The sequence below is a fragment of the Dolichospermum sp. FACHB-1250 genome (assembly GCF_014696335.1).
Taxonomy (GTDB): Bacteria; Cyanobacteriota; Cyanobacteriia; order Cyanobacteriales; family Nostocaceae; genus Dolichospermum; species Dolichospermum planctonicum.
Window position 1 is genome coordinate 1 of sequence record NZ_JACJPZ010000015.1, and the last position, 21,201, is coordinate 21,201.

General features: G+C 37.6%; 22 protein-coding genes, 1 tRNA gene, 1 other RNA gene and 1 pseudogene. 7 read left to right on the plus strand and 18 right to left on the minus strand.

Annotation, left to right across the window (positions count from 1 at the left end; translation table 11 throughout):
• Positions 1-233 (minus strand): annotated as a pseudogene (locus H6F39_RS07165) (addiction module component); the annotation flags it as partial.
• Positions 234-507: 274 nt separating this feature from the next.
• Positions 508-581: transfer RNA gene (locus H6F39_RS07170), tRNA-Arg, on the minus strand.
• A 53-nt stretch (positions 582-634) separates the two neighbouring features.
• Here H6F39_RS07170 and moaC point away from each other — a divergent pair.
• Both moaC and H6F39_RS07180 read left to right on the plus strand, forming a co-directional pair.
• A complete protein-coding gene (moaC, locus tag H6F39_RS07175; protein ID WP_137909141.1) occupies positions 635-1,126 on the plus strand; it encodes a cyclic pyranopterin monophosphate synthase MoaC in 492 nt (163 codons plus the stop codon).
• 96 nt (positions 1,127-1,222) lie between these two features.
• Positions 1,223-1,474: a DUF1778 domain-containing protein gene (locus tag H6F39_RS07180; RefSeq protein WP_137909140.1), complete on the plus strand. Its 252-nt coding sequence runs from the start codon at positions 1,223-1,225 to the stop codon at positions 1,472-1,474.
• A gap of 154 nt (positions 1,475-1,628) precedes the next feature.
• Here H6F39_RS07180 and purU read toward each other — a convergent pair whose 3' ends face one another.
• From purU to H6F39_RS07210, 6 genes are read right to left on the minus strand one after another with little or no spacing between them, the layout of a single operon-like run.
• On the minus strand, positions 1,629-2,483 hold the full coding sequence (gene purU, locus H6F39_RS07185) for a formyltetrahydrofolate deformylase (RefSeq protein WP_137909139.1): 855 nt from the start codon (positions 2,481-2,483) through the stop codon (positions 1,629-1,631).
• Positions 2,480-3,082 carry a DUF4340 domain-containing protein gene (locus H6F39_RS07190; RefSeq protein WP_137909138.1) on the minus strand — a complete coding sequence of 201 codons (603 nt, stop codon included), beginning with the start codon at positions 3,080-3,082 and terminating at the stop codon, positions 2,480-2,482. Before H6F39_RS07190 ends, purU begins: the two co-directional genes overlap by 4 nt.
• A 29-nt stretch (positions 3,083-3,111) precedes the next feature.
• On the minus strand, positions 3,112-4,851 hold the full coding sequence (pabB, locus tag H6F39_RS07195) for an aminodeoxychorismate synthase component I (protein WP_137909137.1): 1,740 nt from the start codon (positions 4,849-4,851) through the stop codon (positions 3,112-3,114).
• Positions 4,848-6,521 (minus strand): Gldg family protein, encoded by a 1,674-nt coding sequence (locus H6F39_RS07200; RefSeq protein ID WP_190396455.1) that lies wholly within the window; start codon positions 6,519-6,521, stop codon positions 4,848-4,850. Before H6F39_RS07200 ends, pabB begins: the two co-directional genes overlap by 4 nt.
• A gap of 44 nt (positions 6,522-6,565) precedes the next feature.
• Positions 6,566-7,378 carry an ABC transporter permease gene (locus H6F39_RS07205; protein WP_137909135.1) on the minus strand — a complete coding sequence of 271 codons (813 nt, stop codon included), beginning with the start codon at positions 7,376-7,378 and terminating at the stop codon, positions 6,566-6,568.
• Complete coding sequence (locus H6F39_RS07210) at positions 7,379-8,374, minus strand: ABC transporter ATP-binding protein (RefSeq protein ID WP_137909142.1); 996 nt, start codon at positions 8,372-8,374, stop codon at positions 7,379-7,381.
• A gap of 146 nt (positions 8,375-8,520) precedes the next feature.
• On the opposite strand from H6F39_RS07210, the gene H6F39_RS07215 reads away from it, so the two are divergent.
• On the plus strand, positions 8,521-8,718 hold the full coding sequence (locus H6F39_RS07215) for a hypothetical protein (protein WP_137909134.1): 198 nt from the start codon (positions 8,521-8,523) through the stop codon (positions 8,716-8,718).
• Positions 8,719-8,803: 85 nt separating this feature from the next.
• Here H6F39_RS07215 and H6F39_RS07220 read toward each other — a convergent pair whose 3' ends face one another.
• The 4 genes from H6F39_RS07220 to psbB form a co-directional block, all read right to left on the minus strand.
• Positions 8,804-9,538 carry an HAD family hydrolase gene (locus H6F39_RS07220; RefSeq protein WP_190372331.1) on the minus strand — a complete coding sequence of 245 codons (735 nt, stop codon included), beginning with the start codon at positions 9,536-9,538 and terminating at the stop codon, positions 8,804-8,806.
• Positions 9,539-9,637: 99 nt separating this feature from the next.
• Entirely contained in the window at positions 9,638-10,663 is a 1,026-nt protein-coding gene (locus H6F39_RS07225) for a 30S ribosomal protein S1 (protein WP_137909132.1), read from the minus strand.
• A 391-nt stretch (positions 10,664-11,054) separates the two neighbouring features.
• On the minus strand, positions 11,055-11,159 hold the full coding sequence (locus H6F39_RS07230) for a photosystem II reaction center protein T (protein ID WP_071604841.1): 105 nt from the start codon (positions 11,157-11,159) through the stop codon (positions 11,055-11,057).
• A gap of 98 nt (positions 11,160-11,257) precedes the next feature.
• Positions 11,258-12,781 (minus strand): photosystem II chlorophyll-binding protein CP47, encoded by a 1,524-nt coding sequence (psbB, locus tag H6F39_RS07235; RefSeq protein ID WP_190396456.1) that lies wholly within the window; start codon positions 12,779-12,781, stop codon positions 11,258-11,260.
• Between the two features lie 749 nt (positions 12,782-13,530).
• Between psbB and H6F39_RS07240 the strand changes: the two genes are divergently transcribed.
• The 3 genes from H6F39_RS07240 (at position 13,531) to H6F39_RS07250 (ending at position 16,375) form a co-directional block, all read left to right on the plus strand.
• Positions 13,531-14,028, plus strand: a complete 498-nt coding sequence (locus tag H6F39_RS07240; RefSeq protein WP_137909128.1) for a LysM peptidoglycan-binding domain-containing protein — start codon at positions 13,531-13,533, stop codon at positions 14,026-14,028.
• Between the two features lie 395 nt (positions 14,029-14,423).
• Positions 14,424-15,659 carry an LL-diaminopimelate aminotransferase gene (locus tag H6F39_RS07245; protein ID WP_190372333.1) on the plus strand — a complete coding sequence of 412 codons (1,236 nt, stop codon included), beginning with the start codon at positions 14,424-14,426 and terminating at the stop codon, positions 15,657-15,659.
• 80 nt (positions 15,660-15,739) lie between these two features.
• Complete coding sequence (locus tag H6F39_RS07250; RefSeq protein ID WP_190396457.1) at positions 15,740-16,375, plus strand: Uma2 family endonuclease; 636 nt, start codon at positions 15,740-15,742, stop codon at positions 16,373-16,375.
• 252 nt (positions 16,376-16,627) lie between these two features.
• Here H6F39_RS07250 and H6F39_RS07255 read toward each other — a convergent pair whose 3' ends face one another.
• The gene (locus tag H6F39_RS07255) at positions 16,628-17,356 is read right to left on the minus strand and encodes an ABC transporter permease (RefSeq protein WP_137909125.1); all 729 of its coding nucleotides are present in this window, start codon (positions 17,354-17,356) and stop codon (positions 16,628-16,630) included.
• Between the two features lie 493 nt (positions 17,357-17,849).
• On the opposite strand from H6F39_RS07255, the gene H6F39_RS07260 reads away from it, so the two are divergent.
• Positions 17,850-18,929, plus strand: coding sequence for a glycosyltransferase family 4 protein (locus H6F39_RS07260; protein WP_137909124.1), 1,080 nt, complete (start codon positions 17,850-17,852; stop codon positions 18,927-18,929).
• A gap of 181 nt (positions 18,930-19,110) precedes the next feature.
• Here the strand turns inward: H6F39_RS07260 and queF are convergent, their stop codons facing one another.
• The 5 genes from queF to H6F39_RS07285 all read right to left on the minus strand — a co-directional run bounded on the left by queF (position 19,111) and on the right by H6F39_RS07285 (position 21,014).
• Positions 19,111-19,527: a preQ(1) synthase gene (queF, locus tag H6F39_RS07265; RefSeq protein ID WP_137909123.1), complete on the minus strand. Its 417-nt coding sequence runs from the start codon at positions 19,525-19,527 to the stop codon at positions 19,111-19,113.
• A gap of 41 nt (positions 19,528-19,568) precedes the next feature.
• A complete protein-coding gene (locus tag H6F39_RS07270) occupies positions 19,569-20,000 on the minus strand; it encodes a hypothetical protein (RefSeq protein WP_137909122.1) in 432 nt (143 codons plus the stop codon).
• A gap of 163 nt (positions 20,001-20,163) precedes the next feature.
• Positions 20,164-20,577, minus strand: a complete 414-nt coding sequence (locus H6F39_RS07275; protein WP_190396458.1) for a phasin family protein — start codon at positions 20,575-20,577, stop codon at positions 20,164-20,166.
• Between the two features lie 25 nt (positions 20,578-20,602).
• Positions 20,603-20,699, minus strand: an RNA gene (gene ffs, locus H6F39_RS07280) — signal recognition particle sRNA small type.
• A gap of 48 nt (positions 20,700-20,747) precedes the next feature.
• Positions 20,748-21,014: a YciI family protein gene (locus H6F39_RS07285; protein ID WP_137909120.1), complete on the minus strand. Its 267-nt coding sequence runs from the start codon at positions 21,012-21,014 to the stop codon at positions 20,748-20,750.
• Positions 21,015-21,201: the final 187 nt, after the last annotated feature.

A 21,201-nucleotide genomic window follows, 5' to 3' on the forward strand; every position in this document is an offset into this window, starting at 1 on the left:
AATTTAGCAGGTAATTGGTATTTGTCTTTAGATGTGCGTAGCTGTTTGTCAATCTCAAATTTAGAAATACCCCAAGCCTTTAACGAGCCGAACTCATTCCACAAGTCAGAGCGTAGTTGTCCTAAACGCAAAGCAATTAAATCAAGTTCGTTAGATTTCCAAGTATTTAGTTTTTTAGTCCCTAAAATGGCGATTCTCGTAACGGTTAACTGATTTTTAACTTTGAGTTTCATAGTCTAGACTCACTACCTTCTATTAAATCACATTGGCTACTATTTGGCTCATAAATATTTTGTTTTTCGGCTATTTTTTCCTTGTCAGCCCCCACAAGCGATTGTCTTGGAGTGATAGCTGAATTGTTTATAAACTTGTTCTGGAGTTAGGTATTTCATCTCGCGTTTAAATACGATTAACCCCAATATACTACGTTATTTTGAGATTAAATCCCAAGACCATTAAAAATGCACAAACTCCAAAAAAGGGGCTTGTGCATTTAAAATTATAGAACGGGCGAGGAGGGATTCGAACCCCCGACACCGTGGTCCGTAGCCACGTGCTCTAGTCCACTGAGCTACACACCCTTGACTTACAACCTTGACTTACAAGATTTATAATAACACACACTTTCCCAATTATGCAAGATCATTTTTCAAATTCTTTTTCGTTAACCCATTTGGATGCTCAAGGAGAGGCTCAAATGGTTGATATATCAGGTAAAACAGCCACTATTCGTCAAGCGGTGGCCACTGGTAAGGTGCGGATGTTACCTGAGACTTTCGCTGCTATTCAAGCGGGAAACACTCCTAAAGGTGATGTTTTAGCAACGGCTAGGTTGGCGGGAATCATGGCCGCTAAACAAACAGCTAATTTAATTCCTCTCTGTCACCCCTTACCTTTACAGAAAATTACCGTTGAGATTATCCCTGATGCCCAACTACCTGGTTATCAAATTGATGCTACTGTGAAAACTCAGGCGGAAACTGGTGTGGAAATGGAGGCTTTAACAGCGGTGTCTATTGCTGCTTTAACTTTGTACGATATGGCTAAAGCGTTAGAAAAAACGATTCAAATTGAAGCGATTCATTTAGTTAGTAAAACAGGTGGAAAGTCTGGAGATTGGGGATAGTGGGCATTTGTTGAATAAATCAGTACACTATTATTTGTTAGGACATTTGCCGTACACTAAAGATTTACACATCACATTTATTGTGTAAGAAGTATCATGACTCACTCAATGGCTAGAAACAGCCCAGAAAAATCCTTGCGTTCCAAATCAGAAAGATTAGAAGCCCGTATCAGTCCACAGAATAAAGACCAGATTATTCAGGAACATGAAATCATGGTTTTAAGCAGAAAAGACCAAGAGGTTTTTGTAGAAGCACTGTTTAATCCACCAGAACCCAGTAACAAGTTACGGCTTGCGGCTCAACGCTATAAAAAGAATATGGGTGTAGTAAGTGCAATTAACAGATAATTTTGATGCTTTTAATCATTATTTAATAGAGCCGCTAAAAAAAAAGCATACTTTTTATGAGCATTATCAATTCATTTGCTTTCCTGATTATTCTCATCGGCTTTTTTTGATGATGGAAACGATAGCTAAGATGATCAATTCCGATTAAATAAATTTACTCAAAAACTACCGTTCTATTGCCATAAACTAAAACGCGATTTTGTAAATGTAATCTTACCGCTCTTGCTAAGACAATTCTTTCTAAATCTTTCCCTTTTCTGATTAAATCATTCACTTCATCTCGATGACTTACCCGCACCACATCCTGTTCTATAATTGGTCCTGCATCCAATTCAGGTGTAGCATAATGGGCTGTTGCACCAATAATTTTTACACCCCTTTCAAAGGCTCGATGATAGGGATTAGCACCAACAAAGGCGGGTAAAAATGAATGATGAATATTAATAATTTGCGGGAATTTTGCAATAAAATCTGCACTAACTATTTGCATATATTTGGCTAAAACCACTAAATCAATTTTGTATTCATGCAGTAATTCTAGTTGTTTAATTTCCTGTTCTTGTTTATTTTCTTTAGTTATAGGTATATAATGGTAATCAATGCCAAATTGTTTAACTACCGCTTGTAAATCGGGATGATTACTCATAATTAAAGGAATCTCTGCATGAAATTCTTTTGCGCGATGTCTCCAAATTAAATCAAGTAAACAATGATCTTGACGACTTACCCAAATGGCAATGCGGGGAAGAGTATCAGAAAAGTGTAATTCCCATTTTGCATTTAAAGGTTGAGCGATAGCATTAAAAGCAGGAGCAATTAAATCTTTAGGTAAATTGAATCCTTTTAATTGCCATTCTATGCGATTCAGAAATAATCCGGCTTCAAAGTCTGTATGTTGATCTGCATGAGTAATATTGCCACCATTAGCATAAATGAAATTGGCAAATTTAGCTACTAATCCTCTTTGATCTGGGCAAGAAATTAATAAGGTTGCTGTTTGTTTTGTCATGGCAAGTTTGGTTTAGGTAGGATAGGTAATGGTTTTACATTAGTCTTTTCTTGTATTTGTTTCCATTCTGATATGTCTCGATTGACTGCATTAAAAAAATCCTTGGAAACTAACAATAATTTGAGATTTTGATTAGCATCAGCTTGAGCATATAAGAACCGATTATTAAACTCAGCTTTACCTAAAATCAATTGATAGTTTTGTTTATTTTTCAGTTGAATATCAATAGTCGCTACAGGTTTATCTAAACCAAATTCTGGTAATTCAGTGGGTAAAACTGATACTGTTCTTTCAATTTTACCATCAACTAACAAATCCATCAAGTAAGAAACAATTGCATCATTTGCCGGTGCTGATATGGGAGATTTGATTTCCCATTCAGGTTTTTTAGTTGTATTCCTTTTTTCTAGTTTTAATGTTGTACTTTTGGCTTTAATTGTTAAAGATTGGACATCGTTAGCAGTAAAGGAGAAAATTTTCTGTTTTTGGGCTTTTATTTCTGTTGGTTGAGTTTTTCCTTTAATTTCATAGAAATATACAAAACTCCCTAAACCCAGAGCTAAAAGTATTAAAATCCAAGTCGTTTTTGGCAATTTCATATTGATAACCAATTAATAAAATCATTTAGTTAATGAGAAATTAAAACCGCTTTTCGCCATTTTTGCACTGAGTTAATTATATAGATACGCTGGCTATATTTTAACATTTCTACCGTGATAATTTCCTCTCTAATTTTACATTTTTCAAGTAGATTAGCGCGAAAAGTCCCTGCTAATAAACCGCACTTTACTGGGGGTGTCAGCAATTCTCCATTCAAGTCTACCACAATATTACCAATACAGGTTTCTGTTATTTCACCTCTTTCATTCCACAATAAAACATCATCACAATCAGGAAAAGGGGCTTTTGCTATTTCATAAACTTGGCGATTTGTTGTTTTATGATACAAAAATATATTATTGGATTGAATCGGTGTGCAACACATACCTAGTTTGACAAGTTCATGATTATTTACAGGCAATAAAGGTATTGTTTGATATATAATTTCACCCTGGGAATCTAATAATAACCGTAGTTTATAATCTTGATTGTAAAATGATTTTGTTAATTGATCAAGTTGAGTTTTGACATTATTTATATTCACATTAAAACCAAAGTAATTTGCTGAATCTTGTAACCGTTGTAAATGATAATTCAATACAAAATAACCATTTTGAGGTTGCCATAAAATTGTTTCTAAAAGTGAGAAATCTGGTTGATTTAATGTGAGAACTTGGGCTTTAATCTGACATTCTTGATATTCGTCACTACTCACAGAATCCCAGACAATTCCTCCTCCAACTCCATACTCTGCTTGCTTATTTTCTTTATCAATTAATACAGTGCGAATAGCAACATTAAATTGGGCTTGACGTTGGGGACTAATAAAACCAATACAGCCAGTATAAATACGGCGCGGTGTATTTTCCAATTCCTGAATAATCTCCATCGTCCGGGCTTTAGGTGCGCCGGTAATAGAAGCGCAGGGAAATAACGCGCCCATAATTTCACTCATGGAAGCTGTAGTTTTGGCTGTAACAGTAGATGTCATTTGCCAAACTGTGGGATATTTCTCGACATTAAATAAACTGGGAACTTTGACTGTATTAATATTAGCTACTCGTCCGATATCATTGCGAATCATATCCACAATCATCACATTTTCCGCGCGGTTTTTTTCGGAAAAATGTAGTTGATTAGCAATATCATGATCTGCTACTAATGTTAAACCTCTAGCTGCTGTTCCTTTCATGGGACGCGAGGTTAAGTGATGATCATCAAGATGAAAAAAAAGTTCAGGGGAAGCGGAACAAATAGCAAAGTTATCAATATCAACATAAGCCCCATAATCTGCTTTTTGTGCTTGCACTAATTTCAGAAATAATTCCCAAGTATCACCACTAAAAGGTGCATTTAAACGTAATGTATAATTGACTTGATAAGTTTCCCCCAAGGAAATATATTTTTTAATTTTACTAATGGCTTGATGATATTCTTCTTCACGTACTGAAGGTGTCCAATTAAGTTTATATTCACCAGCTAAGGTAGGTTTTGGTAAATCAATAATTTCTGGTTTTTTATATAATCCAAACCAGAGTAACGGAAATGAACAAGGAGAATGGGTTTTTAGTATCGAATCAAAAGCTGTTGAAGCTTCGTAACTAATAAAACCCGCCCCATATATTTGATGTTTAGCAATCAAATCATTCACGAGTTGCAATTTGGTAACAACTTGATCAATACTATTAGTTTGGATGATTTCATCAGGATCTTGAAAGCAAAGCCAATGCTTTAGTTTAGCATCATGAATTACTAATTTATTTTTCATCTACGTTTCCACCAAATAATAAAACCTGTTAGCAACCCCAGTAAAGGTAATAAAAACACAGCAGATATTGTTAACAAGTTAGCTTCCCGATTTGATATAATAATCCGGCGATTTTTTGGTTGTTTAGGACGAATTGACAGAAGTTTTTCATCCTGTTGACTTAACCAACTAACCGTATTTAAAAAGACATCTCCATTTAACTGTTGTTCAAATAAACTATCAGTGGCAAAATTTGAGTTTCCGAATACTACTAACCGTGATTCTTTAGCAGTATTTCGGGAAGTTTTGGCAGTTGGAATTGCAGTTGGAATTGCAGTTGGAATTGGAGTTGGGGAAGTTTTGGCAGTTGCAGTTGGAGTTGGGGAAGTTTTGGCAGTTGGAATTGGAGTTGGGGAAGTTTTGGCAGTTGGAATTGGGGAATTTGATAATTTTCTAGTTAATGCTACTCCTAAAGTTAAAGGTCCTTTTAAGTCTTTATCTTCATTAAACTCTAGTTTTTCACTTTTTTGATCACTTTCTGCCCAACTATTAGGATAGGGTTTAGTTTTTAATAAAACCATAGACTCAACACCAGAGACAGGATCAATTTCCAGAGGACGAGTTAATGGATATACAGAAATATTATTGGCAAAATCTTTAGTAATAGGATGCTGTCCATATTCTGTCACCAAAATAGTAGCCGGTCCTAGTTGCAAACTTTCTCCAGAATTATCAATGACCAAGCGATTATCTAAACGCACACCCCACTCTTTCAGAAGAGTATCTATTTTCGGGTTGGTGTTGGGATCAATCATCAATAATAAGTTACCACCACGATTAAGATAATTTTGTAACGTTGTAACTTCTCCCGTCAATAATTCTTTTTGGGGTCCAGCTACAATTACAACATCAGCATCATTAGGAACTTGAGGACGTTCTGCTAAATTCAAAGTTGATGTAGTAAAGTTTTTATCAGTTAAGCCCTGTATTGCTTTAGAAATTGCCCCTTTACTACCGGAAAGTGGGTGTTCACTATGTCCTTGAAGAAAGTAAACTTTAGCCGTTTTAGGATTGATCATTTGTTGTAAACGATTAGTTAATTTTATTTCTGATAGTCGTTCATCCTCACTAATTATTTGTACTAATTGCCGTTTTGTTTGAAATTCTAGATAAACTTCGCCATAATCTTTAACACCAAATCTGTCTACTAGTCCTGGTTTTAATTCAGGATCAACATACTCAAATTTAAACTTGTTACTTTGACGATGATAGTTATCTAATAATTCCTGATCTTGGGAATTTTTTTCTTTAGTAAATAACCAAACTTTCATTGTTTCGGGTAAATTACTGACTAATTCCCTGGATTGAGGTGATAAAGTAAATAGTTGAGTATCTGTTAAGTCTAGACGCAGGTGGTAACGAATACCTAAAAAGTTAATTAATCCTAATATAACTAATACGGACAAAGTTGCGATTAAGGCATTAGTAGTAGATTGGGTAGAACGCTTTTGCCACCATTTACTTTGTTGGGTTTGTACTACTACCCACAAGGCACAAATAACTGCACCTGTTATTATTAATGATAGGGGGATTATTCCTGAATTTACTGATGTTAAACGAATGGTTAAACCAGCGGTGATGAAGAATGGTCCTAGCCAAAATATAAGTTTCCAAAGTTTGTTTCTATTCATTTTTTATTCATTATTTATAGGAGAGAATAATCAAGAGAAAATAACTAGTGACGTTGAAAGCGAAGTGCATCAATTGATTGGGCTGTGAGAAAAATACCTAAGATAATGTAACTGGCAAATAAAATCAAGCCGCTGGTATCGAAAATTCCTTGAATCAGGGTATTGTAATGTTTGAGGAGGGATAGATGACTAACTGCTTCACCAATTGGACTGGGAATGGTTTTGGCAATTAAATCAACAAATAACAGCAAAATAACTATGGCAAAGGTGAGGACTGCCGATAAAATTGTACTATCTGTTAATGAGGAAATAAACATTCCTAATGATAAAATTGCTGCTGCTAGTAAGAGTAATCCTAAGTGACCCAGCAAGGGAATTGTGGGTGATATGGGAGGAGTGGAATTGGATAAAGCGATCGCTTCAAATCCCATTAAAGGTAAAATCATTGTCAATAAAAATGTTAATACTCCTAATAATTTGCCTACGGCTACAGCCCAGTTGGTAACTGGTGATGTGGCTAATAGTTCTAAAGTTCCTCGTTTGCGTTCTTCGGCGTAGAGTCCCATTGACAAAATCGGCAAGATAAATAACATTAACCATCCCATTCTATCTAAAAATGCCCGCACAAATTCATAAGGAACATCTATTATTGGTGCTGGAAATCCAGGCTGCTGCCCTTGTAAATCATAACCAGAAACTGTAACTAAAATTCCTTCTGGTCCCAATAAAATCATGACGAAAAATAAACCTGCTAAAAACCAAAATGCACTGGCTATGCCATAAGCTAATGGGGAAACAAAATAACTCTGTAGTTCTCGACGGTAAATGGCAATAATATTGGCGATGACTATACCCATTTATGCAGCTTCTCCTTCTTCGATTTCTGAGTTTATATTTGTGGGTAAATTCTTTTCTGTTGTGGTTAATTCTAAGAAAACATCTTCTAGTGTTGCACTAATACGACGCATTTCATATAAACCAAAGCCAGCCCGAATTAAAGCAGTAGCAATTTCTTTTCCTGGTTCTTCTCCCTGCTGTAATATTACCCGTAAATAAGTATGATCTTCTAGCAAATGTTGATGGTTAGGCATTGATTCTACTAAACTCACGCCAGATATATTTTGTAACATTTGTTTGGCTAAAGGTGCTTCTCCTGTAATTTCTAATTCATATCCTGCCCCACCTGTTAATTGTGTCATTAGATTTTCTGGGGTATTAGTTGTCACTATTTGTCCGCGATTAATAATGGCAACTCGGCTACAGGTCATACTCACTTCCGGGAGAATATGTGTAGAGAGAATAATAGTGTGTGTTCCTGCTAAACTTTTAATTAAGTTGCGTACTTCCGTAATTTGTCGGGGATCAAGTCCCACTGTAGGTTCATCAAGAATAATAGCTGGAGGATCATGAACGATCGCTTGGGCAATACCAACCCTTTGCCGATAACCTTTCGAGAGTTTACGAATAATGACTTGGCGCTTCTCCTCTAGGTTACATCTCTTTATAGCTGCTGTTACTTTTTTCGAGCGATCGCCTGAAGAAACTCCTTTAATTCTCGCTACAAAGTGTAAAAATCCTTCTACCGTCATTTCTGGATATAAGGGTGGTGTCTCTGGTAAGTAGCCAATGCGCTGACGCACAAGCAAAGAATTATCATGGACATCATAACCGTCAATTTTCGCTGTCCCACTGCTGGCAGGTAAATAACCGGCTAAAATTCGCATGGTTGTGGTTTTACCGGCACCGTTTGGACCTAAAAACCCTAAAATTTCCCCTGGTTCAACGCTAAAAGTAACATCAGTAATTGCTGTTGTTGAACCATAAGTTTTAGTAAGATGCTCAACTTCAATCATTTGCATAAATCATAATAATACCTAAACAATCTTAGCTAAATTTGAGATTTTAGATTGATGAGTTTTCTGTTATTTTTAATTTTTAATTGATTTATGCCTCATCTAAAATTAGTAACAAGATAACCTAGTATGGAATGGATAAAATCATGAGAGTTTGGCTGCTATGCTTTTTTGTACTGTTTGCTGCGGCGGAGTTTTTTAAGTGGTTGCGAGCTTTTTCTATACCTTTGCCCATATATATTTTAGCGGGTGCATTTTTAGCCGTCGCTTCCAACTATGATAAGATTTTTGGTGATAAACTTAACCAAAACCTGATAAATCCTGACAAACCAGAGATTAAATAGGGTTTGCTGATAGGTTGCATCGTGTAGCCATAAAAGTCTTGCGGCGGAGTATTATATATTCGCCGAAAACTTTTCACAGATCCTCTTAATCCATAATTACCTGAATTTGATCAAGTTGATTAATTACCACATCTGCACCTTGAACATGATCTGCTTTACCAATCCAAGTAATACCAATACAGCCAGCAGCTTTAGCATCACGCGCCATTTGCATATCACCCACAGAATCACCTATCATTAAAGTCGCTCCTGGCTCTACTCCCAAAGCTTGACAAGCTTCTAAAAACAGTATTGGATCTGGTTTACTAGGACCATCATCAACACCCTTTTCTAGCTGTAAATAATTACTTAACTGATGAGTTCTTACAAATGTCTGTACCTCTTCAGTGGTTGCTGCTGACAGAATCCCCAATTTTAACCCCGCTACTGACAAAGACTTTAATACCTCCAAACTCCCCACAAATAAAGGTGAAGGAGTTTTACTAACATATCGGTCAGCCTCATTTATTGCTTGACGGGCAATTTTTAAAGACTCAAACCATCCCCTCCCGGTTTCCGCAATATAGGCCGCTGCTGCAATTTCTGTTTCTCGACGACTGGCTACTGATATTAAACCCGCTGGATCTAAGAAATCACCGTTAATACCAAAAGCCATTAACAATGGTTCGCCAATACCAGGAATTTGCGCGTCTATCATCCTCGCTGCTTTTTGTCCTAGTGTTCTTAAATATGCCTCAGAATCTTCTAAAGTGCCGTTTTTATCAAATAAAATTGCTTCGATACGGTAAAACGCCGTGTTTTGACATTTAATAGTTACCAAAATATCTCACCCTAGTCATATTCAAGGTAAAAAAAAGGGGGGTGTCCCCTCTTGATCATACAACGATCTCAGTTATAATTACTTATAACTATAAATCTATTATTCTTCAGTCGCTGGGGGAATTTCTTCCTCGGCCACAGCTTCCACAACTGCAACTTCTTCAGCTATGGTTTCTTCAGATCCGGCTTCCAGCGGTGCTACTTCTGTCGGTGTGGTAATACCTTGCTGTTTAGCAAGCAGTTGTTCCCGATACTTAGCTGCCATTTCTTCAGCCTTGTCATAAACCAAATCACGGTTTTTGATCATGTCACCAGGTTCGGGTTCCAACTGTTTAGTAGACAGCGAAATCCGTCCCCTTTCGGCATCCAAGTCAATGATCATAACTTTAACTTCATCATTGACATTGAATACGCTATGGGGAGTGTCAATATGCTCCTGGGAAATCTCCGAAATATGTAGTAGTCCGCTTACACCACCAATATCAATAAAAGCACCATAAGGTTTGATACCGCGAACCGTACCAATGACTACTTCGCCAACTTCTAAACGGTTCATCTTGCGCTCAACTAGCGCCCGACGATGGGAGAGAACTAAGCGGTTACGCTCTTCATCTACTTCTAGGAATTTCAAAGGTAGTTCTTCACCTACCAAATCTTCCTTGGGTTTGCGAGTGCTAATATGAGAACCGGGGATAAAGCCGCGCAGTCCTTCAATTCGCACTAATGCACCACCACGGTTGGTTGCGAAAACGCCAGAACGGACAGTAGCATCTTCTGCTTGTAACTGTCGTACCCGTTCCCAAGCACGCATATACTCAATCCGACGAATTGAAAGGGTGAGCTGACCATCTTCATTTTCATCGGTAAGGATGAAAAATTCCCGCGTTTCGTTTGATTGTAAGACTTCTTCCGGGGCATCTACCCGGTTAATAGACATTTCTTGTATGGGTATATATGCTGCGGTTTTCGCACCTATGTCAATCAGAGCGCCGCGCGGCTCTATACTGAAAACTGTACCCGGTACGACATCACCAGGGCTGAAGTGATAGTCGTATTTATCAAGTAGAGCAGCGAAATCTTCGAGAGTAAATCCAATTTCTGTAGCGGTTAAATTCTGATTGACCATGCTAATGTGTTCCTGGTTCTAGTCTCCGTAAAGGTTTTGTCATAAATTCAGTGCATAAGTAAGCAGTCGGAGAACCGTCTGCACTTACATTTCTGTCTTATCCTAGCTTAGAATAGCTAATCTTAACACATATCAACTTCCAGATATAGGATTATATCATATTTAGGGAAGAGGGAAAAGGGAAAAGGGAAGAGGGAAGAGGGAAGAGGGAAGAGGCAATAATGACAACTGACAACTGACCACTGACCACTGACCACTGACCACTGATGAAAATATCCGTTGCTACTATTAGTAACAACGGATATTCTAGGCAATTCAAAAGTCAAAAGCCATGGGTTCAAAAGTGAATAAATTATTTTTCACCAATGACCAATGACTAATAACTGATTAACTACTTATCTTTCTTCTCAAAACGGGGGGGTTCGCGGAAGGCGATCGCAAAAAAGAGAACACCGATGGCGAGGGTTAAAATCAAGATGTAAGCAACACTTTCCATATTTTTCAGATCCTGCCTGTTGAGCCAGTAATTTTAGTTGACCAAGCCAGGGAAAAAGCATGAAGTAGATATTTTCCACTTCATACCTCATCCAAGTTTTAAGCTTCCTTACGACGAGTTGACTTGTCGCCCACTTTCTGGAACAGACCCCATTCAACTTGTTCTTCTTCAATTTCTACACCGGCAAATACATCACGGTAGATAGTCCGTGAACCGTGCCACAGGTGACCAAAGAAGAATAATAAAGCGAATACAGCATGACCGAAAGTAAACCAACCTCTGGGAGAAGTACGGAATACACCGTCAGAGTTCAAAGTTTCTCTGTCAAATTCAAAGATCTCGCCACCTTGAGCTTTCCGGGCGTACTTCTTGACATCAGCGGGGTCTGTGAAGGTTTGACCATTCAGATTACCACCGTAGAAGCTGACAGTCACGCCAGTTTGTTCAAAGCTATATTTAGATTCTGCCCGACGGAAGGGGATGTCAGCACGGACAACACCATCTTTATCGGTCAAAATTACGGGGAAAGTTTCAAAGAAGTTAGGTAAACGACGAACTGTTAATTCCCGGCCTTCGGCATCTGTGAACACAGCGTGACCTTGCCAAGATTCAGCAATACCATCACCTTTCACCATTGGTCCTGTACGGAATAGACCACCTTTCGCGGGGCTATTACCAACGTAATCGTAGAATGCTAATTTTTCAGGAATTTTCGCCCAAGCTTCAGACAAAGTAGCGCCTTCGGACACACTGGTTTGCACACGACGCTGAATTTCTTGACGGAAGTAGCTTTGATCCCACTGATAGCGGGTAGGTCCAAATAGTTCTATGGGGGTAGCAGCGTTACCGTACCACATAGTTCCAGCAACGACGAAAGCAGCGAAGAATACTGCCGCGATACTGCTGGAAAGTACGGTTTCAATATTACCCATCCGTAGGGCTTTGTAGAGCCTTTCGGGGGGTCTAACTGTGAGGTGGAATAAACCAGCGATAATACCGACTACACCAGCTGCAATGTGGTGAGCAACAATGCCACCGGGGTTAAAGGGGTTAAACCCAGCCGGACCCCATTCTGGTGCTACTGGCTGAATACTGCCAGTGATTCCGTAAGCATCAGATACCCACATTCCTGGACCAAAGAGTCCAGTTTGGTGGAAAGCGCCAAAACCAAAACAAAGTAAACCGGATAAAAACAGGTGAATACCAAACATTTTTGGCAAGTCTAGGGCAGGTTCACCTGTGCGAGGATCTCTAAAGAGTTCTAAATCCCAGAAAACCCAGTGCCACACGGCAGCCAAGAATAATAAACCCGAGAGAACGATGTGAGCCGCAGCAACGCCTTCAAATGACCAGAAACCGGGGTCTACTGCTGTACCACCGGTTACACTCCAACCACCCCAAGATTCGGTCACGCCTAAACGTGCCATAAAGGGAAGTACGAACATCCCTTGTCGCCACATGGGGTTAAGAATTGGATCACTAGGGTTATAAACGGCTAGTTCGTACAGTGCCATTGAACCTGCCCAACCAGCTACTAAAGCTGTGTGCATTAAGTGTACAGAAATCAGCCGACCTGGATCGTTCAGAACGACTGTATGTACTCGATACCAAGGTAGTCCCATTAACTACAAGCCTCCTGGATAGTTATGTTGACAAAGCAATTTTGTGACTAAAGTTCTAAAATGACGGAAATCGCCCATCATTAAGAATCTCTGAGTTTTTTATTGCTGATTTTGATTTTGGCAATGCTGACGGACTACCATAACTTGATTCTTTTGTCAAGAACTTGCTATGGGAATGTTTGAGCAATCGCTAAACAAAAATGAGAATATTTTAAAAAGTGTAACTATTGATGGCACGCTTTGCAAGCGTTTCCATCCTTGAGGTTACGGAGTTTGTGGTTTGAATGTCGCTATCAGTCGCCAGAAATGCTGATTATAACCTCATCTATCTGGAAAGCTGAAGTTTTTTAAGTCCACTATTCCAGGATAAAACTAAATTGGGGTTTTACCAGGCGATCGCTCCTTGAATAATTACCAGTTTTATTTCAGACTCAGTTTACGCGGGTAAATTCTGGCTATTGGGGAACAATAGACGCAAGTGATCAACCACAACTATGAAACTAACAGATCATCTCTGGCTAAAGCGAATAAATACATAATAAAGCAGAATCTAATAAGTAGTAGAGAAAACATCAGAAAATATAATTATTTATTATAGATTTATAATAGTTTGTCCGCTTCATGATCAAGATTTAGATATTAAGGCAGAAAAGTTATGGCAGTGCCGATGGTCTGAATTATAATTCAGATGTGCAGCATGGGTCAAATCAAAAATTGCCCAGAAATAGCATGATCACGGAACTTACACGATGAACACCAAAACCAAAATTGACTGTCCTGTTTGCGGGTATCAAGGAATTGATGGTCATATCTGTCCTAGTTGCGACACTGATATTTCTCTAATTCGCTCTTTGGAGGAATTGCCCCAGCGCCCAAAATCTTGGACAAGAGAAATCGCCATTTTAATGCTGATGATAGGTATTACTATCGGTGCTGGGGGCAGTTTTTTCTCCCTGCAAACAGCTTTGTATACTGCGACTATCCCCAATCGTACTCCTAAAGTTACTAGTAGTCCCAACCCCAGTCCACAGATAATTACTACTACTCCAAAGAAGCCGCCAATACTAGCCACTTATAATGTAAAATCAGGAGATACTCTCAGTAGTATTGCTGGAAAGTTGTGTAGTAAACCTACTGATTGGCAATTAATAGTTGCAGTTAACCCCGAATTACAAAAGCGGGAAAATAAATTAGATATAAATCAGGTGTTGAAAATTCCTAGTAGCTGCAAAGGCAAAACCCCATGAGTATAATTTACAGATTGAAACAAGATAGTCAGAAAGCTGAAAATTTCGCCCAAAATAAACAATTTGGGAGCGATTTTTTGCTATATAAATTATTTTTTGTTTCTCAAAATTGTCAAAATATGGCAATCATGTCTGATTTGTGAAAACCTCCCATGGCTAGATACCGGAATTGTTAAATAATTCGGCTATCTGATTTTTAGATATCATTTTTTTAGCTTCTAATACCTCTTAGATAATTTGTTATTTATGAGCTTCATTAAATAGGCTCATATTTTCTCGAATATAACTTAAAGTTTCAGATCCCTGACCTCTTTAAGAATTTAGGGATCTTTTTATTCCTGTCCTCCAAGTAAGATAGTGTATCATTATCTTTATCTTTTTGCCCATAATTTACCATGGCTACAATTAACGACAACTACCTGAAACTCAAAGCTGGTTATCTGTTTCCTGAAATTGCGCGACGGGTCAATGCTTTTGCACAGGCTAACCCAGATGCTAAAATCATTCGGTTAGGGATTGGTGATGTCACCGAACCCTTGCCAGAAGCCTGTCGCACAGCCATGATTAAAGCTGTGGAAGATATGGGCGATCGCTCAAGTTTTAAAGGATATGGACCAGAACAAGGTTATAATTGGCTAAGGGAGAAAATCGCCACCCACGACTTTCAAGCGCGAGGAGCAGCTATAGAAGCTGATGAAATCTTTATTTCCGACGGTTCTAAGTGCGATTCTGGCAACATTTTAGATATTTTTGGCAAAAATAACGTTATCGCCGTTACTGACCCCGTATATCCCGTTTACGTAGATACTAACGTCATGGCAGGTAACACGGGAGATGCGAACGAAAAAGGCGAATATGGTGGTTTAGTTTATTTACCTGTTACTGCTGAAAATAATTTTACAGCGGAAATTCCTAGCCAAAAAGTTGATTTAATTTATCTTTGCTTTCCTAATAATCCCACAGGTGCAACTGCTACGAAAGAACATTTGCAAGCATGGGTAAATTATGCTAAAGCCAACGGTTCAATTATCTTTTTTGATGCTGCTTACGAAGCATTTATTAAAGATCCTAGTTTACCTCATTCTATTTTTGAAATAGAAGGCGCTAGAGATTGTGCAATTGAATTTCGTTCTTTCTCTAAAAATGCCGGGTTTACTGGGACTCGTTGCGCTTTAACTGTTGTTCCCAAAACCCTCACCGCTAAAGCTGCTGATGGTTCTAATGTCGAACTTTGGAAACTTTGGAATCGTCGTCAGTCTACTAAATTTAATGGCGTTTCTTATATTATTCAAAGAGGTGCAGAAGCGGTTTATTCAGAAGCAGGACAAGCACAAATTAAAGCTTTAGTAAACTTCTATTTAGACAATGCTAAAATCATCCGTCAAGAACTAACAAACGCTGGTTTAAATGTTTATGGGGGCGTAAATGCACCTTATGTATGGGTGAAAACTCCCCATGGTTTATCCAGTTGGGAATTTTTTGATAAGTTATTAGAAACTGTGAATGTGGTGGGAACTCCTGGTTCTGGGTTTGGTGCTGCGGGTGAGGGTTATTTCCGCATTTCGGCCTTTAATAGTCGGGAAAATGTGGAAGAAGCCATGAAGCGAATTACGGCTAAGTTTACGGTGTAATTCAAGTTTAATTATTTGTGGTGGGTAATTCCCACCCTAATTTTGTTAAACTTAATCAATCAATAATAATAATAAATGCTATGAGTGTAGCTATTCCTGTTTTCAAAGCCGTAAGTCAGATACAATTAACACCTGGTAGTACAGTTAATATTCCAGATGTTAGCTGGGAAGAATTTGAGGCGATTTTACAAGAACTGGGAGAAAAAAGAGCTTCACGAATTGCCTATAATCAAGGTAATTTAGAAATTATGCTCCCTTTACCTGAGCATGAAATTTCCAAAGATCTAATTTCTGATATTGTTAAAATATTGTTGAAAGCTAAAGGGATTAAATATCAACCTTTTGGTTCAACAAGTTTCAAAAAACAAGGTACAGCAGGAATTGAACCAGATGCTTGTTTTTATATTCAAAATTATCAACAAATTGGTTTACGGAGGTTACAACCTGATCATCTACCACCAGATTTAGCTATAGAAATTGATGTGACATCAAAAACAACTCTTGATGCTTATGGAGCGATTGGAGTTCCAGAATTATGGATATATGATAGTGGTAAATTGGCTATTTATTTATTGAAAAATGGTAAATATATCAAATCTGATCAAAGTCCTTATTTTGAAGATATAGCTATTACTCAGATTATCCCTAATGTGAGCAAAAGGAGTTGGGAAGTAGGCAGTTTTCAGGCTTTGGAGGAATTTGCAGTACAAATATAATCCATAAATATCAATTTTTACTTAACAGTAAATCAAACATCAAAATCTAGAGATTATTTTGTTAATAAGGGTTGATTGAAGTATAATGTTAGTACAACCTCCTGGTAAATCACATCTATTAACTTGTCGGACAATTTTAACAGATCAAGATAAAATTAATATTAAATGTTTTTGTCAGCAAGACGAAGAAATAAGGATAAGTGTAGAATCCTTATTATCTAAATAATTAATCTAAATAACTAATATTATTCCCTATGCTCTCCTTTCCCCCGCAGTTCTAATTAATTCCCCTATCAAAGCCACAATAGCAGTGATCGAAATTAACATCACACTTAAAGCATTAATATCCGGTTTAACTCCCGTTCTAATGCGGCTAAAAATTTCCATTGGTAAGGTATTAGTCCCACTTCCCGCAGTAAAACTAGCAATTAAAAAATCATCTAAACTCAATACAAACGCTAATAAGCAACCGGAAATAATTGCTGGCATTAATTGAGGTAATAAAACTAAAATAAAGGCTTGTATTGGTGTCGCACCTAAATCTAAAGCTGCTTCTTCTAAATGAGGGTTGATATTATTCATGCGCGAAGAAACCACCAAACCCACATAAGATAGACAAAATACAATATGAGCAGCGATAATAGTCCAGATACTCAAAGGAATAGCAAAGGCTGATAAACATACTAACGTAGAAACAGCGATCGCAATATCAGGAATTAATAAAGGTAAATAAGCAATTCCCTGATATAATCTCTTGCCAGGAAAGTCATAACGTGCTAACCCCACAGCCATTAATGTTCCCAAAATTGCGGAAACTCCCACAGCGCAACAACCCACCAATAAACTATTATATAAACCTGATAAAATCCGTTCGTCACTAAATAATTTACCGTACCATTCTAAGGTAAATCCTTGCCATTTAGCGCTGTAAGGTGACTGATTAAAGCTATAAAAAGCCAGTACCAGAATAGGTAAGTACATAAACACAAATACCACCAGCGCAAACACTGCTGGCCACGAAACACGCGATTTATTTATTTGTTTGTATATATTCATGTCACCTAATATACCCAATATTTGCCTCTCATATTATATGACAATATGGTTCTCTGAGAAAAAAAATAGAAAATTAAGACAATTGATCATCTTTTTTCCTGGTATTAAATTAGCCTAGCCAGTTAAAGATTTTTTGTGATCAATAAAATGTATGGTATTATACTCGTTTTCCTTTCTATTTCCAGCAGCAAATCCCAAAAATAACTATTGTACTATGTGTATTATGTCTAATTTATTCCTGAAGTATCAGACATTTACATTACCTCAGATAGACAAAAAATATCGAATATAAAACATAAGATCTAATAGTAATCATAAATAAGGATGGTTTTTGTATTTTTGGCTATTTCTCTGTTAGTTATTTCATTTATTCATCAACTAACTAGAAGTAGAAATCTGATATTTTAGGAGATTGATCATGAAAATTGCTCAGGTTTCTCCACTGTGGGAAAGAGTACCACCACCAGCTTATGGTGGGATAGAATTGGTAGTAAGTTTATTAACTGATGAATTAGTCCGTCGGGGACATGAAGTGACTTTATTTGCATCAGGAGATTCTTTAAGTTTAGCCAAGTTAGTATCAGTGCATCCCCGCGCTTTAAGGCTAGATCCTACTATTAAAGAGCCTGGTATTTATGAGATGTTACTGTTAGGTTTAGTTTATGAACAAGCAGAAAATTTTGATATTATTCACTCTCATGTAGGACTAGGATCACTAGTTTACGCCAATTTAGTCAAAACTCCTACAGTTCACACTTTACATGGAATTTTTACTCCAGATAACGAAAAAATTTTTAAATATGGCAAAAAACAGCCTTATGTTAGCATTTCTAATTCTCAGCAAGAACCCAGATTAGGCTTAAACTATGTAGACACTGTTTATAATGGTATTGATGTTAGTAGTTATGAATTTTATCCTCAACCAACAGAACCACTTTATTTAGCTTTTTTGGGAAGAATGTCTCCCGAAAAAGGACCCCATTTAGCAATTGAAATTGCTCAAAAAACTGGTTGGAGGTTAAAAATAGCAGGTAAGGTAGATGTGGTAGATATGGAATATTTTACGCAAAAAATTAAACCACATATTGATGGTAAGCAAATTGAATATTTAGGTGAAGCTAATCATATCCAGAAAAATGCCCTCATGGGTGGTGCTTATGCGACTTTGTTTCCCATTACTTGGCGAGAACCTTTTGGTTTAGTTATGGTAGAATCAATGGCATCAGGAACACCTGTAATTGCAATGCGACTGGGTTCAACGAGGGAAGTTATTGTGAACGGGGAAACCGGTTTCCTTTGTAATAATGTGGAAGAATGTATTAATTCTCTTGACAGGGTAGCTGATTTAAATCGTTACGCTTGTCGTCAATATGTGGAAGAAAATTTTAGTGTTCAAAAAATGACTGATGGTTATGAAGTGGTTTATCAAAAACTAATTGCAGAAAAATTAGCGCAACAAAATGGTTATTTACGTAATAGTAATACTCTAGTTAGTTAATAATCAATTAGATACAGCAGTTTCCGATATGATGAGGTACGGATATTAATGATAAAAATAAAAATCTTGTGGTGCGGGCATCTTGCCTGCTAAAAGTGTACTTCACCCTGATGGTAATATGCTGTATTTGTTTTTCATCATCCTTGTAGAGACGTTCCATGAAACGCCTCTGCTTTTTCATTTAAACACCTTTTTGATGTTTAACTTCAACCACTGTATGTACATTTCCACGGGGGGTAAAATCGGTTTTTACAGTCACTTCCACAGGATCACAAGCTGCGACAAAATCATCTAAAATTTGATTGGCTGTTTCTTCATGGGAGATATAGCGATCGCGGTAACTGTTAATATAAAGTTTGAGTGCTTTCAACTCTACCACCCGTTGATCTGGAATGTAAGTAATATAAATGGTCGCAAAGTCAGGATAACCGGAAAACGGACATTTACAAGTAAATTCCGGTAAGGTAATATTAATATCATAGCGCCGTCCGATGCGGGGGTTAGGAAAGGTAATTAGTTTCCCTTCCGCAATTTCCCGTTCACCATATTTCATTTCTTGAATGTCTGGGGGTAGGGTTTCAGGTGCAAAGTTACTCATTGTGTTAGTAAAAAGAAATGTAGAGATTCACAATTATTAACTTAGCACTCAATTTCCTTTTCCCAGTCTGGACAATTTTGATCATCCCAACCATGGGGGTGCATAGCACAAACTAACAAATTACCGCCATAAACCTGTCCGTGATAGTGGCTACAACCAATACAAGCCGCATTTTTCTTTATTGTAGCTTCTACTGCATAAGGAAAACCTGGATCTACATCTTCCGTGATGTTGATGTCTTCTAGTTCCCAGTAAATTTCCAGAATTGGTTCTGCTAATTCTTGTAAAAATTGTTCGTGCAGCCTAGCGAAGTTATCAATGTCTGCTACATAAGTGCTTTGTACTTCTTCAGTAATTTCTTCCGCGAACTCAAAAAAAGCATCTACCATGTCATTCATTCCCAGGAAGAACTGCTCTACTTCATCAGCCACGTTTTCGATCATGTCTATTAAGTCTTTTTGCCACTGTTCCATAAACTTAAAGCCCTTACTGGCTAAAAACATGAAGCTTAACGCCATCAGGCTGGAATTGCTAGAGTACAAGGTAAGTAATTACACTTAAAACCACTTTGGGTATTCTGTGACTTTTCTATAATTGACTGTGACTGATACCAAACTCAAGGTAAAAAATTGTTTTTTACGGTTCTCGTTGCAGCCGTTTTAACTCTTCCTGTAGTTCTCGCACTTGATCCCGCAGCTGATTTACATTATCGCCATGATCTTTATTATGATCTTTATTTTCTTTTTTCGTCTCTTTCCCAGTTGGTTCTTCGTCATCCTCTAGGATATCTATCCGACGAGGTTCAGAAGTAGGGGTTTTTTGAGACGCTTCTCCATATCCTGGCTGCTGTTGGGCTTGCTTCATCATATCCTCGACGAAGCGGCGAGCTTCTTCTGTGTTCATCTCGCCTTTAGCCACCATTTCATCTGCTAATTTTTGGACTTGCGATCGCAGTTCGGCTAATTTCCCCCCAGCTTTTTCACTGGCGTAGGAGGCTAACCCAACACCGAGATAAAAAGCTTTTTGTACAATATCTCCAAAACCAGGCATTGCTGCTAAAAGCTCCTACAAGTAAGGCGACCCGGAGACTACGCCTACCACAAGCATCCCTTATTGCTGCTACCTTCCGGTCCTGACAAGGTTTGGGCGTTGAAGTTGCATAGATCCAGGTCTTCATTTATCATAACACGAAAATTCAGAATTTGTATATTATTCCAAAATTATTCCAAAACAATTTGCCATTGCAATAGTTGATAATTGACACAATCGTTCTGTATCAAGGGGTCAGCGGTTACTATTGCCTGTGCTTCATCCATTGACTCAGCCTCAAATAACATCATACCACCACCTTTTTGCGCCCAATAACCTGTTTTGGCTTTGTGTCCTTTCGCAATTAATTGTTGTACGTAGGCTTTGTGGGCGGGTACATATTTGTCAAAGGTCGCCTTATCAACCTTACCAGTTTCAATTTTGACAAACCAAGGCATATATTTGGATCGGCTTTTAAATTAGTAATTTCTCGTTGATCACAAAGTATCATGATTTATGATCATATTCCCGCCAATTTATATCGCCAATTTATATACTTTTATAATTTTTATAATTTATGTATTTTTTTGTAAAAACCGTTGTCAGATTACATAGTCATACTGTATTATTAACTAAGTAAGGTCT

What these genes read in the sequence shown, in the direction of transcription:
- moaC (WP_137909141.1), top strand. Translation starts at nt 635, where the DNA reads ATGCAAGATCATTTTTCAAATTCTTTTTCGTTAACCCATTTGGATGCT.
- H6F39_RS07180 (WP_137909140.1), top strand. Translation starts at nt 1,223, where the DNA reads ATGACTCACTCAATGGCTAGAAACAGCCCAGAAAAATCCTTGCGTTCC.
- purU (WP_137909139.1), bottom strand. Translation starts at nt 2,483, where the DNA reads ATGACAAAACAAACAGCAACCTTATTAATTTCTTGCCCAGATCAAAGA.
- H6F39_RS07190 (WP_137909138.1), bottom strand. Translation starts at nt 3,082, where the DNA reads ATGAAATTGCCAAAAACGACTTGGATTTTAATACTTTTAGCTCTGGGT.
- pabB (WP_137909137.1), bottom strand. Translation starts at nt 4,851, where the DNA reads ATGAAAAATAAATTAGTAATTCATGATGCTAAACTAAAGCATTGGCTT.
- H6F39_RS07200 (WP_190396455.1), bottom strand. Translation starts at nt 6,521, where the DNA reads ATGAATAGAAACAAACTTTGGAAACTTATATTTTGGCTAGGACCATTC.
- H6F39_RS07205 (WP_137909135.1), bottom strand. Translation starts at nt 7,378, where the DNA reads ATGGGTATAGTCATCGCCAATATTATTGCCATTTACCGTCGAGAACTA.
- H6F39_RS07210 (WP_137909142.1), bottom strand. Translation starts at nt 8,374, where the DNA reads ATGATTGAAGTTGAGCATCTTACTAAAACTTATGGTTCAACAACAGCA.
- H6F39_RS07215 (WP_137909134.1), top strand. Translation starts at nt 8,521, where the DNA reads ATGAGAGTTTGGCTGCTATGCTTTTTTGTACTGTTTGCTGCGGCGGAG.
- H6F39_RS07225 (WP_137909132.1), bottom strand. Translation starts at nt 10,663, where the DNA reads ATGGTCAATCAGAATTTAACCGCTACAGAAATTGGATTTACTCTCGAA.
- H6F39_RS07230 (WP_071604841.1), bottom strand. Translation starts at nt 11,159, where the DNA reads ATGGAAAGTGTTGCTTACATCTTGATTTTAACCCTCGCCATCGGTGTT.
- psbB (WP_190396456.1), bottom strand. Translation starts at nt 12,781, where the DNA reads ATGGGACTACCTTGGTATCGAGTACATACAGTCGTTCTGAACGATCCA.
- H6F39_RS07240 (WP_137909128.1), top strand. Translation starts at nt 13,531, where the DNA reads ATGAACACCAAAACCAAAATTGACTGTCCTGTTTGCGGGTATCAAGGA.
- H6F39_RS07245 (WP_190372333.1), top strand. Translation starts at nt 14,424, where the DNA reads ATGGCTACAATTAACGACAACTACCTGAAACTCAAAGCTGGTTATCTG.
- H6F39_RS07250 (WP_190396457.1), top strand. Translation starts at nt 15,740, where the DNA reads ATGAGTGTAGCTATTCCTGTTTTCAAAGCCGTAAGTCAGATACAATTA.
- H6F39_RS07255 (WP_137909125.1), bottom strand. Translation starts at nt 17,356, where the DNA reads ATGTACTTACCTATTCTGGTACTGGCTTTTTATAGCTTTAATCAGTCA.
- H6F39_RS07260 (WP_137909124.1), top strand. Translation starts at nt 17,850, where the DNA reads ATGAAAATTGCTCAGGTTTCTCCACTGTGGGAAAGAGTACCACCACCA.
- queF (WP_137909123.1), bottom strand. Translation starts at nt 19,527, where the DNA reads ATGAGTAACTTTGCACCTGAAACCCTACCCCCAGACATTCAAGAAATG.
- H6F39_RS07270 (WP_137909122.1), bottom strand. Translation starts at nt 20,000, where the DNA reads ATGGAACAGTGGCAAAAAGACTTAATAGACATGATCGAAAACGTGGCT.
- H6F39_RS07275 (WP_190396458.1), bottom strand. Translation starts at nt 20,577, where the DNA reads ATGCCTGGTTTTGGAGATATTGTACAAAAAGCTTTTTATCTCGGTGTT.
- H6F39_RS07285 (WP_137909120.1), bottom strand. Translation starts at nt 21,014, where the DNA reads ATGCCTTGGTTTGTCAAAATTGAAACTGGTAAGGTTGATAAGGCGACC.